We start from the raw sequence: 14,759 nt of genomic DNA, 5'->3' as shown, positions 1-14,759 counted from the left end.
TATGAACGAACAGCTTTGTCTTCCGGTCCTGCCGGGCCCGCTGCCGCGCCGCGAAAGGCGCCAGGCGAGCATCGCGTGGGGCGACAACATCGTCACCATCGGTGGCAGCGCGCCGGTGCGCGTGCAGTCGATGACCAATACGGATACCGTCGATGCCATTGGCACGGCCATCCAGGTCAAGGAACTGGCGCGCGCGGGCTCCGAGATCGTGCGCATCACGGTCAATACGCCCGAGGCAGCGGCAGCGGTGCCGCATATCCGCGAGCAGCTCGACCGCATGGGCGTCAACGTGCCGCTGGTGGGCGATTTCCACTACAACGGCCACAAGCTGCTGCAGGACTATCCGGCCTGCGCCGAGGCGCTGTCGAAGTACCGCATCAACCCCGGCAATGTGGGGCAGGGCGCCAAGCGCGACACGCAATTCGCGCAGATGATCGAGATGGCCTGCCGGTACAACAAGCCGGTGCGCATCGGCGTCAACTGGGGCAGCCTGGACCAGGACCTGCTCGCGCGCATCATGGACGAGAACGCCGGCCGCGCGGAGCCGTGGCCCGCGCAGAGCGTGATGATCGAAGCGTTGATCACTTCGGCGATCGATTCGGCAAAGAAGGCCGAGGAAATCGGCCTGCCGGGCAACCAGATCATCCTGTCGTGCAAGGTGTCGCAGGTGCAGGAACTGATTGCGGTGTACCGCGAACTCGCGCGCCGCTGCGACTATGCGCTGCACCTCGGCCTGACCGAGGCGGGCATGGGCAGCAAGGGCATCGTGGCGTCGACGGCGGCGCTGTCGGTGCTGCTGCAGGAAGGCATCGGCGACACGATCCGGATTTCGCTGACGCCGGAACCCGGTGCGCCGCGCGAGAAGGAAGTCTATGTCGGGCAGGAAATCCTGCAGACCATGGGCATGCGGAATTTCACGCCGATGGTGATTGCGTGCCCCGGCTGCGGCCGCACGACGAGCACCACGTTCCAGGAACTGGCAGCAAGCATTCAGGCGTACCTGCGCGAGCAGATGCCGCAGTGGAAGACCGCTTATCCGGGCGTCGAAGAGATGGATGTGGCCGTGATGGGCTGCATCGTCAACGGCCCTGGCGAAAGCAAGCATGCCAACATCGGCATTTCGCTGCCGGGTTCGGGCGAATCGCCGGCGGCGCCGGTGTTTGTCGATGGCGTCAAGGTCAAGACGCTGCGCGGCGAGCGCATCGCCGAGGAATTCCAGGCGATCGTCGACGAGTACGTTCGCACGCATTACGGTCCGGGCGCAGCGCGGGCAGAGAAGGAAGCGGTGGCCTGAGCCGGCATTGGCCAGTCCACCCAGCAAGATAACGACAGAATGACGCAAAACGAGAATCCGTCCGCGCAAAGCGGCGCCAAGCCAGAAGACAAGGCACGCCCCGCGAAGGCCTTGCAGGGCGTGAAGGGCATGAACGACATGCTGCCCGCCGATGCCCCGCTGTGGGAGCATTTCGAGAACGCCGCGCGTGCGATGCTGCGCGCCTACGGCTACCAGCAGATCCGCACGCCGATCGTCGAGCATACCCAGCTGTTCGTGCGCGGTATCGGCGAGGTCACGGATATCGTGGAGAAGGAGATGTATTCCTTCACCGATGCGCTCAACGGTGAACAACTGACGCTGCGTCCGGAAGGCACTGCCGCCGCCGTGCGTGCGACCATCGAGCACAACCTGCTGTACGACGGCCCGAAGCGCCTGTGGTACACCGGCCCGATGTTCCGCCACGAGCGCCCGCAGCGCGGCCGCTATCGCCAGTTCCACCAGCTCGGCGCTGAGGCGCTCGGCTTTGCGGGCCCGGATGTGGATGCCGAGATCATCCTGATGTGCCAGCGCCTGTGGGACGACCTGGGCCTGACCGGCGTGCGGCTGGAGATCAACTCGCTGGGCCAGGCGCACGAGCGCGCCGCGCACCGCGAGGAGCTGATCAAGTACCTCGAAGGCTTCAAGGACATCCTGGACGAGGACGGCAAGCGCCGCCTCTACACGAATCCGCTGCGCGTGCTGGATACGAAGAATCCCGCGCTGCAGGAAATGGCCGCCAACGCGCCCAAGCTGATCGATTTCCTCGGTGAGGAATCGCTCGCCCACTTCGAGGGCGTGCAGCGGCTGCTCAAGGCCAACAACATCCCGTACAAGATCAACCCGCGCCTGGTGCGTGGGCTGGACTACTACAACCTGACGGTGTTCGAGTGGATCACCGACAAGCTCGGTGCGCAGGGCACCATCGCCGGTGGCGGCCGCTATGACCCGCTGATTGCGCAGATGGGCGGCAAGGCGGCGCCGGCTTGCGGCTGGGCCATGGGCATCGAGCGCATCATCGAGCTGATCCGCGAGGAAGGCGTGGTGCCTGATGCGGTCGGTTGCGACGTCTATCTGGTGCATCAGGGCGAAGCGGCGCAGCAGCAGGCGACGGTTGCCGCCGAGCGCCTGCGTGATGCCGGCCTGGACGTGGTGCTGCATGCCACGCCCGATGGCAAGAGCGGCAGCTTCAAGTCGCAGATGAAGCGCGCTGACGCGAGCGGTGCGGCGTATGCCGTGATCATTGGCGAAGATGAAGTCGCTGCGGGCGTGGTGCAGGTGAAGGAACTTCGCCAGGGCGCGCAGGCTGAAGGTGGTGGCCAGCAGGCGCAGGTGCCCGCTGAAAACCTGGTCGATTACCTGATCGACGCGATGGTCGGCGCCAGCGAATAACGCGACGACTGACGACGCAAGTAACGGCGTAGCAAGATCCGCCCGGCAGGAAGCGAAGCCTGCCGGAAGCGGCCTGAGATACAAACCAACCGCAAAAAGACTGCCTCGACATGGCATACGATCTGGAAGAGCAGGAACAGCTTGAAAATCTGAAGGCCTGGTGGCGTCAGTATGGCAATGCCCTGACGTGGATCCTGATTGCCGCCTTGCTGGCATTCGCTGCCTGGAACGGCTGGAAGTACTGGGAGCGCAAGCAGGCTTCCGAAGCGGCCGTGCTGTATGACCAGGTGATGAAGGCCGCCGAAGGCCGCGATGCCGAGCGCGTGAAGCGCGCAGCGGGCGACCTCGAGGACAAGTTCGGCAGGACCGCCTATGGCCCGATGAGTGCGCTGGTGGCCGCCAAAGTGCTGTACGATGCCGGCGATCTGGCAGGTGCAAAAACCCAGTTGCAGTGGGCAATGGACCACGGCGATGGCGAGTACTCGCATATCGCGCGCGTGCGCCTTGCCGGCGTGCTGCTTGATGAGAAGGCCTACGACCAGGGCCTGGCGCTGCTGAAGGACGAGCCGCCGGCGGCGTTCGTCGCGATCTACGCCGATCGCAGGGGCGATCTGCTCGCCGCGCAGGACAAGCGTGCCGATGCACGTGCCGCCTACCGCAAGGCGCTGGACAAGCTCGGTGCCGACGATCAGTCGATGCGCCAGATCATCCAGTTCAAGCTCGACGCGCTGGGCACGGCCTGATCGCCGCTGCACGTGAAGGACATCCGCCATAACCCAATCCAGGATTCGAACCCTATGACGTTCATGCTTTCCGGTGCCGAACAACAAGGCCAGTCCCACCGCAAGATTGCCCGTGCGCTCGTCGCCGGCGCCTGCCTTGTGGCCCTGGGCGGCTGCTCGCTGTTCAGCAAGGAGAACAAGCATCCGCCGGCCGAACTGAAGCCGGTGTCGGCGACGCTGTCCGTGCGCCAGGCGTGGAAGGCGGACGTCGGCAAGAGCGGGCCGTATGCGCTGCAGCCGGCCGCGGCGGGCAACAACGTGTATGTGTCGGCCAACAACGGCACCATCATGGCGCTGGACGGCGCAACCGGCCGGACGCTGTGGAAGGCCAAGACCGACGTCGACATCACCACCGGTCCGGGCAGCGATGGCTCGGTGACGGCGGTGGCGGGCGAGAAGGGTGCCGTCTACGCGTTTGACACCAGCGGCAAGCAGATCTGGAAGAAGCAGGTCAACGGTGAAGTCCTGTCGGCGCCGCTGGTCGGCAATGGCATCGTGGTAGTGCGGACGACCGATACCCGGGTGCTCGCACTGGACGCCCAAACTGGTGAGCGCCGCTGGATCTACCAGCGTTCGCAGACGCCGCTGAACCTGCGTGCGGCCATGGGCATGGTCTTCGCCGGCGACGGCATCGTGATGGGCTTCCCCGGCGGCAAGCTGGGCGTCCTGACGCCGGCCAACGGCGTGCTGCGCTGGGAAAGCGCGGTTTCCTATCCGAAGGGCGTGTCGGAAATCGAGCGCCTGAACGACGTGACCGGCCAGCCCATGGTGAGCGGCCGCCAGGTATGCGCGACCACCTTCCAGGGCCGCGTGGCCTGCCTGGAGCTGGCCAATGGCCAGCCGCAGTGGGGCAAGGATTTTTCGTCGCCGTCCGGCCCGGCGCAGGATGACAATGCGATCTATGCCAGCGACGAGCAGTCGGTGGTGTTCGCGTTCGATCGCCAGAATGGCAACGAGCGCTGGAAGAACAACGAACTGCGCTATCGACGGCTCGGCGCGCCGCTGGTACTGGGCCGTTCGGTGGTGATGGGCGACTTCGAAGGCTATGTGCATTTCCTCTCGCGGGAGGACGGCACGGTGGTGGCGCGCATGAAGACCGATGGCAGCGCCATCAGCGCTGCGCCGGTTGTGGCGGGGCAAACCATGGTTGTCCAGACGCGCGACGGCGATGTCTACGGCTATGTGCCGGGCTGAGCCGACGATGAGCCACTGAAGCGTCAATGAGGCAGCGACTGCCCGTACACCTGTCGGTACGGGCGGCGCAATTCCGGTAGCATGATCCCTGGTCGTGCGGCGAAATGCGGGACGGGCTTGGCGCCAGTTCCGCCCGACAGGATAAGCGGCTGGCCATGCATATTTTGCATAAGGCGCCGTAGGATCAACTGACTCCGGAGTTCCAGGGGGACGGCAGGTGCCGGCCCCCGTTTCCGTTTATTGCATGAAACCAGTTATTGCACTTGTCGGCCGCCCGAACGTCGGGAAGTCGACGCTATTTAACCGCATGACCCGCTCACGCGACGCACTCGTCGCCGACCTGCCGGGCCTGACGCGCGACCGCCACTACGGAGAGGGTCGTATCGGCGATCGTCCGTTCATTGCCATCGATACCGGCGGCTTCGAGCCGGTGGTCAAGGAAGGCATCGTCGCCGAGATGGCCAAGCAGACCAAGCAAGCCGTGGTCGAGGCGGACGTTGTCATCTTCATTGTCGATGGCAGGCTGGGCCTGGCCCCGCAGGACCGCGCCATTGCAGACTACCTGCGCAAGACGGGTCGGCGCGTGATGCTCGCGGTCAACAAGGCCGAGGGCATGAAGTACACCTCGGTCGCCGCCGATTTCTATGAACTTGGCATGGGCGATCCGTACGCGATTTCGGCCGCGCACGGCGACGGCGTTCGAGAGCTCGTGGACGAGGCGCTGGAGCTGGCTGTCCAGGAGCGTCCGGAGCTGGCCGAGGAAGACGCGGACAGTGGCAAGGGCGTGAAGATCGCCATCGTTGGCCGCCCCAACGTCGGCAAGTCGACGCTGGTCAATACGCTGATCGGCGAAGAGCGCGTGATTGCGTTCGACATGCCTGGCACCACGCGCGACGCGATCTACGTGGAGTTCGAGCGCGGCGGCAAGCCGTACACGCTGATCGACACCGCGGGCCTGCGGCGCCGGGGCAAAGTGTTCGAGGCAATCGAGAAGTTTTCGGTGGTCAAAACGCTGCAGTCGATCGCCGACGCCAATGTCGTCATCCTGCTGCTTGATGCGCAGCAGGATATTTCCGACCAGGACGCGCATATTGCCGGTTTCATCGTCGAATCCGGCCGTGCCCTTGTAGTCGGTGTCAACAAATGGGATGGCCTCGACGGCCATACCCGCGATCGCATCAAGCACGATCTCGAGCGCAAGCTGCAATTCCTGAGCTTCGCCAATTTCCATTTCGTGTCTGCGCGGGAACGCACAGGCATCGGTGCGCTGATGCGTTCCGTGGACGATGCGTATGCCGCGGCCATGGTCAAGCTGCCCACGCCGCAGCTCACGCGGGTGCTACAGGAGGCCGTGGAATTCCAGCAGCCCAAGCGCGCCGGCGTGTCGCGGCCGAAGCTGCGCTACGCGCACCAGGGTGGCTCCAACCCGCCGATCATCGTGATCCACGGCAACGCCTTGTCGTCCGTTTCCGAGACCTACCGGCGTTATCTCGAGAACCGCTACCGCGCGGCGTTCAAACTGAAGGGGACACCGCTTCGCATCGAATTTCGTACGAACAAAAACCCGTATGCGGACTCGAAGGACTGAGGTCCTGGCGGGTGCCTGGCGCGGCAAGTTTTCGTTTGCGTTCGTTTGGAACTGCGGCTAAATTTGCGGTAGCAGGGGTTCTCTGCACGCTGATGCAGCTTGGTACCGTTTTTGATCTTTTTTCTGGCGCGAGCTTGCGCCGATTGACTTGAACCGGGGACTTCCGTCCCCATTATTCACCACTAAACCTATAAATTTGGAGTGTGCCATGAGCAACAAAGGGCAACTGCTACAAGACCCGTTCCTGAACGCGCTGCGCAAAGAGCACGTGCCGGTTTCCATCTATCTGGTCAATGGCATCAAGCTGCAAGGCAATATCGAATCGTTCGACCAATATGTCGTGCTCCTGCGTAACACCGTGACGCAGATGGTCTACAAGCATGCGATTTCCACCGTCGTCCCGGCTCGCGCGGTCAATTTCCGCGTGGATGATTCCGCCGAGGGCTGATTTTCCTGCCGGCCGCAACGGCTTGCGGCCTCTGCCAGCCGACATCGTGCCAATGCCAGCCGGCGTTGCCGCGGTGCCGGTCACCGGTTCGCAAGTGCGGCCGGCATGCGGTGAACCGGAACGGCTGCCAGCTGTCCCCACGCCGCAATTGCGCAAGGGAGCGCGCGCCTGTGCAGGCCCGCTCCCGTCCCGCTGAACCGGGACACGTCCGGCCTTCCGTCCGGCTCATATCCGGACATCTCCCCAAACCGTCTCACTTCGCGCGTAGCGCCCCCCGCTTGGATCCCAGAGCTACCTCCAACACCGAACCGTCGCGTGCCATTCTCGTTGGCGTGGATTTCGGCAAGCACGATTTCCAGGAAAGCCTGAGCGAGCTTGCCTTGCTGACCACCACTGCCGGCTCCATGCCGGTGCATACGCTGACCGGCAAACGTTCGCGCCCGGACCCGGCGCTGTTCATCGGCTCGGGCAAGGCCGAAGAGCTGCGGGAAGCGGCGGACGCGCTGGATGCCGATATCGTGGTGTTCAACCATGCCCTGAGCCCGGCACAGCAACGTAACCTCGAACGCTTCTTGCAGCGCCATGTGATTGACCGTACCGGCCTGATCCTGGACATCTTCGCGCAGCGTGCCCAGAGCCACGTGGGCAAGGTGCAGGTGGAGCTGGCGCAGGTTCAATACCAGGCGTCGCGGCTCGTCCGTGCGTGGAGCCACCTGGAGCGGCAGAAGGGCGGTATCGGCATGCGGGGCGGCCCGGGCGAACGCCAGCTCGAACTGGACCGACGCATGCTGGATGACCGGGCCAAGCGGCTGAAGTCCGACCTTGCCCGGCTGCAGCGGCAGCACCGCACGCAGCGGCGCGCCCGCGCGCGCAACGACACCTTGAGCATTTCGCTGGTGGGCTATACCAATGCGGGCAAGTCGACGCTGTTCAATGCGTTGACCAAGGCCGGCGCGTACGCGGCCAACCAGCTTTTCGCGACGCTTGATACGACCTCGCGCCGGATGTTCCTGGACGGGCTTGGCAATGTGGTGCTGTCGGACACGGTCGGCTTCATCCGTGACCTGCCGACGCAACTGGTCGAGGCGTTCCGCGCAACGCTGGACGAAACTGTGCATGCCGACCTGCTGTTGCATGTCGTCGATGCGTCTAGCCCCGTGCGGCATGAGCAGATCGAACAGGTCAACCGTGTGCTGGCGGAAATCGAAGCGTCCGGCATCCCGCAGATCATCGTGATGAACAAGATCGATGCTGCGCCGGAACTGCTCGAGCAGGGCGTGCGTGTGGAGCGTGACGAGGAGGGCGTTCCGACGCGGGTGTTCCTCAGTGCGCGCGAGGGCATTGGCCTGGATGCGTTGCGGCAGTCGATCGTCGAGGTCGCGCAATGGCTTGCGAGCCGTCCGCCCGAGCCGGCACCGTTTGATCCACGGCTGGCGGAGCAGGGGCCGCGCTTGGACGACGAGGAGTTTGAATGGGATGAGCGCGAGGGTCACGATGATCGCGAAGATCGCCGCCCGTCCTGATCCTTTTCGGCGAGATTCGCGGCCGGATTACGCGCATTGGCCAAAAGTGGCGCAGATGACTGCTAGAATCCCCCTGTTACAAACTTCCCGGACCCGTGCACTTCATGCCCCAGTTCTCCCGGAATCCTGAATCGAGCCTGACCCCGGGCGGCCGATTTCCGCTGCGTGCGGGATGGCAGCGCCTGCGCGCAATTTTCTCGCTGAACGATCCCCGCTGGGGACGCGATGGCCAGGACGAGGAAGACAAGGACGGCCGCGCGAACGACCGGGACGGGAACCGTCAGCAGAACCAGCGTCCGCAGGATGGCCCGCCTGACCTCGACGAGCTCTGGCGCGACTTCAACCGGCGCCTGAACGGGCTGCTTGGCCGCAAGGAAAACGGTGGCGGCAACAACCAGGGATTTGGCGGACCGCGGACGCCGGGCAAGAGCTCAGGCGTGGGCGTGGGCGTCGTCGCAGCCGCGATCGTCGGCATCTGGCTGGCCAGTGGTTTCTTCATGGTGCAGGAAGGCCAGACGGCCGTGATCCTGCAGTTCGGCAAGTTCAAGTATTCGACCGGCCCCGGCATCAACTGGCGCCTGCCCTGGCCGATCCAGTCGGCGGAGGTCGTCAACCTGTCGGCCGTGCGTTCGGTGGAAGTGGGGCGCTCCACTTCCATCAAGGACAGCAACCTGAAGGACTCGTCGATGTTGACGCAGGACGAGAACATCATCGATGTCCGCTTCACGGTGCAGTACGCCATTCAGGATGCAAGCGAATTCCTGTTCTTCAACAAGACCGACCGCGGTGGCGATGAAGAGCTCGTGACGCAGGCTGCCGAGACTTCGGTGCGCGAGATCGTCGGCCGCAACAAGATGGATGCGGTGCTTTACGAGAACCGCGAGCAGATTGCGCAAGGTCTGGCCAAGTCGATCCAGTCGATCCTGTCTGCCTACAAGACCGGTATTCGCGTGATCTCGGTGAACGTGCAGAGCGTGCAGCCACCCGAGCAGGTACAGGCCGCGTTCGACGACGTGAACAAGGCCAGCCAGGATCGCGAGCGTGCGATCAGCGAAGGGCAGGCTTACGCCAATGACGTAATTCCGCGCGCCAAGGGTACGGCGGCGCGCTTGAAGGAAGAAGCCGAGGCCTATCGTGCGCGCGTGGTGGCACAGGCCGAGGGCGACGCTTCGCGCTTCCGTTCGGTGCAGGGCGAATACGCCAAGGCGCCGCAGGTGACGCGCGACCGCATCTATATCGAAACCATGCAGCAGATCTACGCCAACTCGAACAAGATACTGGTGGATGCCCGCCAGGGCAGCAACCTGCTTTATCTTCCGCTCGACAAGCTGATGGCGCAGAGTCAGGCCGATGGCCGCGGCGCGCAGACGCCGTCGCAGCCGGCCAGCGGTGCCGGCACGCCAGCGCCCACGCAGGATTCCCCCGGCGACAACCGGTCGCGCGAATCCCTGCGCAACCGTGACCGCGATTCGCGCTGAGGAGACCGTCATGAACCGACTGATTTCCTTTGCGATCGGCGCTTTCATCGTGCTCGCCGTGGCGTCTTCGATGATGTTCGTCGTGGATCAGCGCCAGTACGCCGTGGTGTTCGCCTTCGGCGAGATCAAGCAGGTGGTGCGCGAGCCGGGCCTGCACTTCAAGTTGCCGCCGCCGCTGCAGAACGTGGTGTTCATGGACCGCCGCCTGCAGACCATCGACGTGGCCGCCAGCGAGCGCTTCCTGACCGCTGAAAAGAAGAGCATGGTGGTGGACTGGTTCGTCAAATGGCGCATCACTGATCCGCGCAAGTTCTACGTCGCGTTCGGCGGCAATGTGCGCAGCGCTCAGGACCGCATGACGCAGCGTATTGATGCCGTCGCGCGCGAAGAGTTCGGCAAGCGCACCGTGGCTGACGTGGTCGCCGGCGAGCGCGAGAAGGTTATGCAGAATATCCGCGCCGGCATGTCGGAGTATGCGCAGTCGGTCGGGGTCGAGATCCTGGACGTGCGCCTCAAGCGCGTGGACCTGCTGCCGGCCATCAGTGAATCGGTGTACCGCCGCATGGAAGCCGAGCGCAAGCGCGTGGCTAACGAATTGCGCTCGACGGGTGCCGCGGAAGGCGAAAAGATCCGCGCCGATGCGGACCGCCAGCGCGAAGTGGTGCTGGCCGAAGCCTATCGCGACGCCCAGGTAATCAAGGGAGAGGGCGATGCGAAGTCTTCGCAGATCTATGCCGATGCCTTCGGCAAGGATCCCCAGTTCGCGCAGTTCTGGCGCAGCATGGAGGCATATCGCAATACCTTCCGCGACAAGCGCGACATCATGGTGCTGGAGCCGAACTCGGACTTCTTCCGCTACATGCGATCAAGCGGTGGCGCTGCGGCGCCGGCGGCAAGCGGCGCGTCCGGAGGGCGGCGCTAGCGAGACCGCGGAATTTGTGGCGAGATGACAAAACCCCGGCTTGCCGGGGTTTTGTCCGGCTGGAGGTCTGCACCGGAAGTGACGGCGCGGACGCGCTGGCCGATACCGGACTCGCCGGGTGTGCAGGCCAGGCCTGCCCGCAAACGTGTCATACAGAGAAGAGATTCATCATGTCCAACCATTGGCTGCTGCCAGAAAACATTGCCGACGTGCTGCCGTCGGAGGCCCGCAAGATCGAGGAATTGCGCCGCCGCATGCTGGACTTGTTCCGCACCTACGGCTATGAGCTGGTCATGCCGCCGATGCTGGAATACCTCGAGTCGCTGCTGACAGGGACCGGGCATGACCTGGACTTGCGCACGCTCAAGCTCGTGGACCAGTTGTCGGGCCGCACGATGGGCCTGCGCGCCGACATCACGCCGCAGGTTGCCCGTATCGATGCGCACCTGCTGAACCGCCCCGGCGTGACCCGCCTGTGCTATGCCGGCAACGTCCTGCATGCGCGCCCGGCCGGCTTCCACGCAACGCGCGAGCCGATTCAGGTTGGGGCCGAGATCTATGGCCACGCCGGCCTGGAAGCCGATGTCGAAATTCAGGAGCTGATGCTGGCCGCGCTGCAAGCTGCTGGGCTGTCAGATATCCGCATCGACCTGTGCCATGCCGGCATCCTGGAGGCACTGCTGGACGGCCTGCCATCGATCCGCCGGATCGAGGACGCGCTGTTCGCAGCGCTGGAGACCAAGGATGTCTCGGCGCTGCGCGAGATTACGCAGGGCATGCCGCAGACCGAGCGCGATGCGCTGTTGGCGCTGCCGACGCTGTATGGCGGCGTGGAGGTCATCGACCGCGCGCGGGCGACGCTGCCCGCCAGCCCGGCGATCGGCCGTGCGCTCGATGAATTGGTCGCACTTGCCACGCAGGTGCGCGGGGCCAGCATCAATATCGACCTGTCCGATTTGCGTGGTTACCACTATCACAGCGGCGTGATGTTCGCGGCGTACGTGGCAGGTTTGCCGAATTATGTGGCGCGTGGCGGCCGCTATGACAAGGTCGGTGAAGCATTCGGCCGTGCGCGTCCGGCAACCGGGTTTTCGCTGGATTTGCGCGAAGTTGCCGCCTTGTCGCCGATCGAAGTGCGCGCTCAGGCAATATTCGCGCCGTGGGACGCCGATCCGGCGCTTCGCGCGGCCATTGTGGCATTGCGTGCAGCCGGGGAGATTGTGATCCAGTCGCTGCCCGGCCACACCAAGGAACTCGACGAATTCAACTGTGACCGGCAACTCGTACGCCAGGAAGCAGGCTGGGTCGTCGCGCCTCGCTAGGACTTGCCGCCGGGTGGTTGCCCCAAAAAGCGGGAATCGACCGGTAACAAGAGTAGAATACGTTTTTAACCTATTGACCAAAGCAATATGTCCGCATCCGCAGTAGGCCAGGGACGCAACGTCGTCGTGATCGGCACCCAGTGGGGTGACGAAGGCAAGGGGAAAATCGTCGATTGGCTTACCGATCATGCAAAAGGCGTGGTGCGGTTCCAGGGCGGCCACAACGCTGGCCACACCCTGATCATCGGCGGCAAGAAGACCATCCTCCGACTGATCCCGTCGGGAATCATGCGTGAAGGCACCGTCTGCTACATCGGCAACGGTGTGGTGCTGTCGCCGGAAGCCCTGTTCCGCGAAATCGAAGAACTCGAGACGGCTGGCCTGGAAGTGCAGAAGCGTCTGCGCATTTCGGAAGCCGCAACGCTGATCCTGCCGTACCACGTGGCCATCGACAAGGCACGCGAAGCGCGCCGCGGTGCCGCCAAGATCGGCACGACCGGCCGTGGCATTGGCCCTGCTTACGAAGACAAGGTGGCACGCCGCGCGCTGCGCGTGCAGGACCTGTTCGATCCGCAACAGTTCGCCGAACGCCTGCGCGAAAACCTGGATTTCCACAACTTCATGCTGACGCAGTACCTCGGCGCCGAAGCCGTGGACTACCAGCAGACGCTCGATGACGCCCTGGCCTTTGCGCCGCGCCTGGCACCGATGGTCGCTGACGTGTCCGCAGAGCTTTATGCCGTCAATGCTGCCGGTGGCAACCTGATGTTCGAAGGCGCGCAAGGCACGCTGCTCGACGTCGACCACGGCACCTATCCGTTCGTGACGTCCAGCAACTGCGTGGCCGGTGCGGCTGCCGCAGGCGCCGGCGTCGGCCCGGGCCGCCTGAGCTACATCCTGGGCATCACCAAGGCCTACTGCACGCGCGTTGGCGCTGGTCCGTTCCCGAGCGAGCTGTACGACAACGACAATCCGGCGCGCCAGGATCAAGTCGGCGTGCGTCTGGCCAACGTCGGCAAGGAATTCGGTTCGGTCACAGGCCGTCCGCGCCGCACTGGCTGGCTCGATGCCGCCGCGCTCAAGCGCTCGGTGCAGATCAATGGCGTGTCGGGCCTGTGCCTGACCAAGCTCGACGTGCTTGATGGCCTAGAAAGCATCAAGCTGTGCGTGGGCTACACGCTCGACGGCAAGACCGTGGACATCCTGCCGCGCGGCTCCGATGCTGTCGCGCGCTGCGAGCCGGTCTACGAGGAATTCCCGGGCTGGAACGAGTCGACCTTTGGCGTGAAGGCGTGGGATGCGCTGCCGGAAGCGGCGCGTGTCTACCTGAAGCGTGTGGAAGAAGTGGTTGGTATCCCGATCGACATGATCTCGACCGGTCCGGACCGCGACGAGACCATCCTGCTGCGTCACCCGTACCTGGCCTGATCCGGCGTACAACGTTGCAACGGCCGCGCGCCACAAGCGCTGCGGCTGGCAAGAACAAATCGGCCCGCGCATGCGGGCCGAACTATATCGGTCAACCGACCAGAAGACAGAAAGCAGAAAGAGCAAATCATGAATCAGCCAACGAACGACGACGAGAACCTGTGGGTATCCTGGGATGAGTACCATCGCCTGGTAGCACGCCTGTCGCTGAACGTGCATGAATCGGGCTGGAAATTCGACAAGATCCTGTGCCTTGCCCGTGGCGGCTTGCGCGTGGGTGACCAGATGTCCCGCATCTTCGATGTGCCGCTGGCCATTCTGGCCACCAGCAGCTATCGCGAGGCGGCAGGTACGCAGCAGGGCGATCTCGATATCGCGCAGTACATCACCATGACGCGCGGCGAGCTGACCGGCAAGATTCTGCTGGTCGACGACCTCGTCGATTCGGGCGTGACGCTCGAGCGCGTGGGACGCCATCTACGGGAGCGCTATCCCGCAGTGACGGAAGTCCGTTCGGCCGTGCTGTGGTACAAGGCCTGCTCCAAGGTGCAGCCGGACTACCACGTGACGTTCCTGCCCTCGAATCCGTGGATCCACCAGCCGTTCGAGGAATACGACACGCTGCGTCCGCACAACCTGTCTGCCTGGCTCAAGCGCGGAAAGCGCTCGCAGGACGGACAGGACAGCGCGCAAGCTTAACGCGCGCTATCGTGTCAAAGGGCGGCCCCACGCCGGGGCCGTCCACCATCGGCGTTAGTAGCCGACGGTGAAGCGCTGGCGCGGATGCGCCGGCTGCTCGATCTCATCGAGCATCGCAATCGCGTAGTCTTCCATCGAGATCCAGCTCTTGCCGGCGGCATCCGCCAGCAGTTGATCCTTGCCTGCACGGTATTTGCCGGTGCGCTGGCCCGGCTCGAACAGGGCGGACGGCGACAAGAACGTCCAGTCCAGATCCGATTCTCCGCTCAGTGCATTGAGGAAGTCGCGTCCCGCGGATGCCTCACTCTTGTATGCGGCCGGAAATCCCGGTGTATCGACGAGTTGGCTGCCAGGCGCCACGAACAGGCTGCCTGCGCCGCCCACCACAAGCAGGCGCGGCACGCCTGCGGCCTTGACCGGCCCCACGACCTGCTGCGCGTTCAGCTGTTCGAATCGGGCGGTGCTGATGGCCACATTGTGGCCGGCCAGCGCTGCGGCGAGCGCCTGGCTGTCGGTAGCGTCGATATCGTGCGTGGCCAGTCCTTCTCGTGCCGGCAGGCGGCTGACCGTGCGGGCCAGTGCGGTGACGTGGTGGCCGCGGCGCAGCGCTTCGTCGATCAGGCGGGTGCCGACGCGGCCCGTGGCGCCGATGATGGCGATATTCATGGTTG

General features: G+C 64.3%; 13 protein-coding genes. 12 read left to right on the top strand and 1 reads right to left on the bottom strand.

Annotated elements, in window-relative coordinates; translation table 11 throughout:
• The first annotated feature begins 1 nt into the window (after nucleotide 1).
• The 12 genes from ispG (at nucleotide 2) to ACIGJG_RS10710 (ending at nucleotide 14,088) form a co-directional block, all read left to right on the top strand.
• Nucleotides 2-1,294 carry a flavodoxin-dependent (E)-4-hydroxy-3-methylbut-2-enyl-diphosphate synthase gene (ispG, locus tag ACIGJG_RS10765; protein ID WP_011298247.1) on the top strand — a complete coding sequence of 431 codons (1,293 nt, stop codon included), beginning with the start codon at nucleotides 2-4 and terminating at the stop codon, nucleotides 1,292-1,294.
• A gap of 39 nt (nucleotides 1,295-1,333) precedes the next feature.
• Nucleotides 1,334-2,704: a histidine--tRNA ligase gene (gene hisS / locus ACIGJG_RS10760; protein WP_011298246.1), complete on the top strand. Its 1,371-nt coding sequence runs from the start codon at nucleotides 1,334-1,336 to the stop codon at nucleotides 2,702-2,704.
• Nucleotides 2,705-2,814: 110 nt separating this feature from the next.
• Nucleotides 2,815-3,447: a YfgM family protein gene (locus ACIGJG_RS10755; protein ID WP_011298245.1), complete on the top strand. Its 633-nt coding sequence runs from the start codon at nucleotides 2,815-2,817 to the stop codon at nucleotides 3,445-3,447.
• Between the two features lie 54 nt (nucleotides 3,448-3,501).
• Complete coding sequence (gene bamB, locus ACIGJG_RS10750; RefSeq protein WP_011298244.1) at nucleotides 3,502-4,680, top strand: outer membrane protein assembly factor BamB; 1,179 nt, start codon at nucleotides 3,502-3,504, stop codon at nucleotides 4,678-4,680.
• A 244-nt stretch (nucleotides 4,681-4,924) separates the two neighbouring features.
• A complete protein-coding gene (der, locus tag ACIGJG_RS10745; RefSeq protein WP_140950591.1) occupies nucleotides 4,925-6,268 on the top strand; it encodes a ribosome biogenesis GTPase Der in 1,344 nt (447 codons plus the stop codon).
• Between the two features lie 208 nt (nucleotides 6,269-6,476).
• Entirely contained in the window at nucleotides 6,477-6,716 is a 240-nt protein-coding gene (gene hfq / locus ACIGJG_RS10740; protein WP_006577126.1) for an RNA chaperone Hfq, read from the top strand.
• A 278-nt stretch (nucleotides 6,717-6,994) separates the two neighbouring features.
• Nucleotides 6,995-8,239, top strand: coding sequence for a GTPase HflX (hflX, locus tag ACIGJG_RS10735; RefSeq protein ID WP_011298242.1), 1,245 nt, complete (start codon nucleotides 6,995-6,997; stop codon nucleotides 8,237-8,239).
• A gap of 104 nt (nucleotides 8,240-8,343) precedes the next feature.
• A complete protein-coding gene (gene hflK / locus ACIGJG_RS10730; protein ID WP_011298241.1) occupies nucleotides 8,344-9,717 on the top strand; it encodes an FtsH protease activity modulator HflK in 1,374 nt (457 codons plus the stop codon).
• A gap of 10 nt (nucleotides 9,718-9,727) precedes the next feature.
• Entirely contained in the window at nucleotides 9,728-10,639 is a 912-nt protein-coding gene (hflC, locus tag ACIGJG_RS10725) for a protease modulator HflC (RefSeq protein WP_011298240.1), read from the top strand.
• Between the two features lie 170 nt (nucleotides 10,640-10,809).
• Complete coding sequence (locus ACIGJG_RS10720; RefSeq protein WP_011298239.1) at nucleotides 10,810-11,961, top strand: ATP phosphoribosyltransferase regulatory subunit; 1,152 nt, start codon at nucleotides 10,810-10,812, stop codon at nucleotides 11,959-11,961.
• Between the two features lie 87 nt (nucleotides 11,962-12,048).
• Nucleotides 12,049-13,389: an adenylosuccinate synthase gene (locus ACIGJG_RS10715; RefSeq protein WP_011298238.1), complete on the top strand. Its 1,341-nt coding sequence runs from the start codon at nucleotides 12,049-12,051 to the stop codon at nucleotides 13,387-13,389.
• Between the two features lie 129 nt (nucleotides 13,390-13,518).
• The gene (locus ACIGJG_RS10710) at nucleotides 13,519-14,088 is read left to right on the top strand and encodes a phosphoribosyltransferase (RefSeq protein ID WP_011298237.1); all 570 of its coding nucleotides are present in this window, start codon (nucleotides 13,519-13,521) and stop codon (nucleotides 14,086-14,088) included.
• Nucleotides 14,089-14,142: 54 nt separating this feature from the next.
• Here the strand turns inward: ACIGJG_RS10710 and ACIGJG_RS10705 are convergent, their stop codons facing one another.
• Complete coding sequence (locus ACIGJG_RS10705; RefSeq protein WP_011298236.1) at nucleotides 14,143-14,754, bottom strand: NAD(P)-dependent oxidoreductase; 612 nt, start codon at nucleotides 14,752-14,754, stop codon at nucleotides 14,143-14,145.
• Between the last annotated feature and the right edge of the window lie 5 nt (nucleotides 14,755-14,759).

It is taken from the genome of Cupriavidus sp. C1SS-2L, assembly GCF_057073735.1.
Note: the sequence above shows the minus strand (reverse complement) of the source record. Positions and strands in the feature narration are given on the sequence as shown.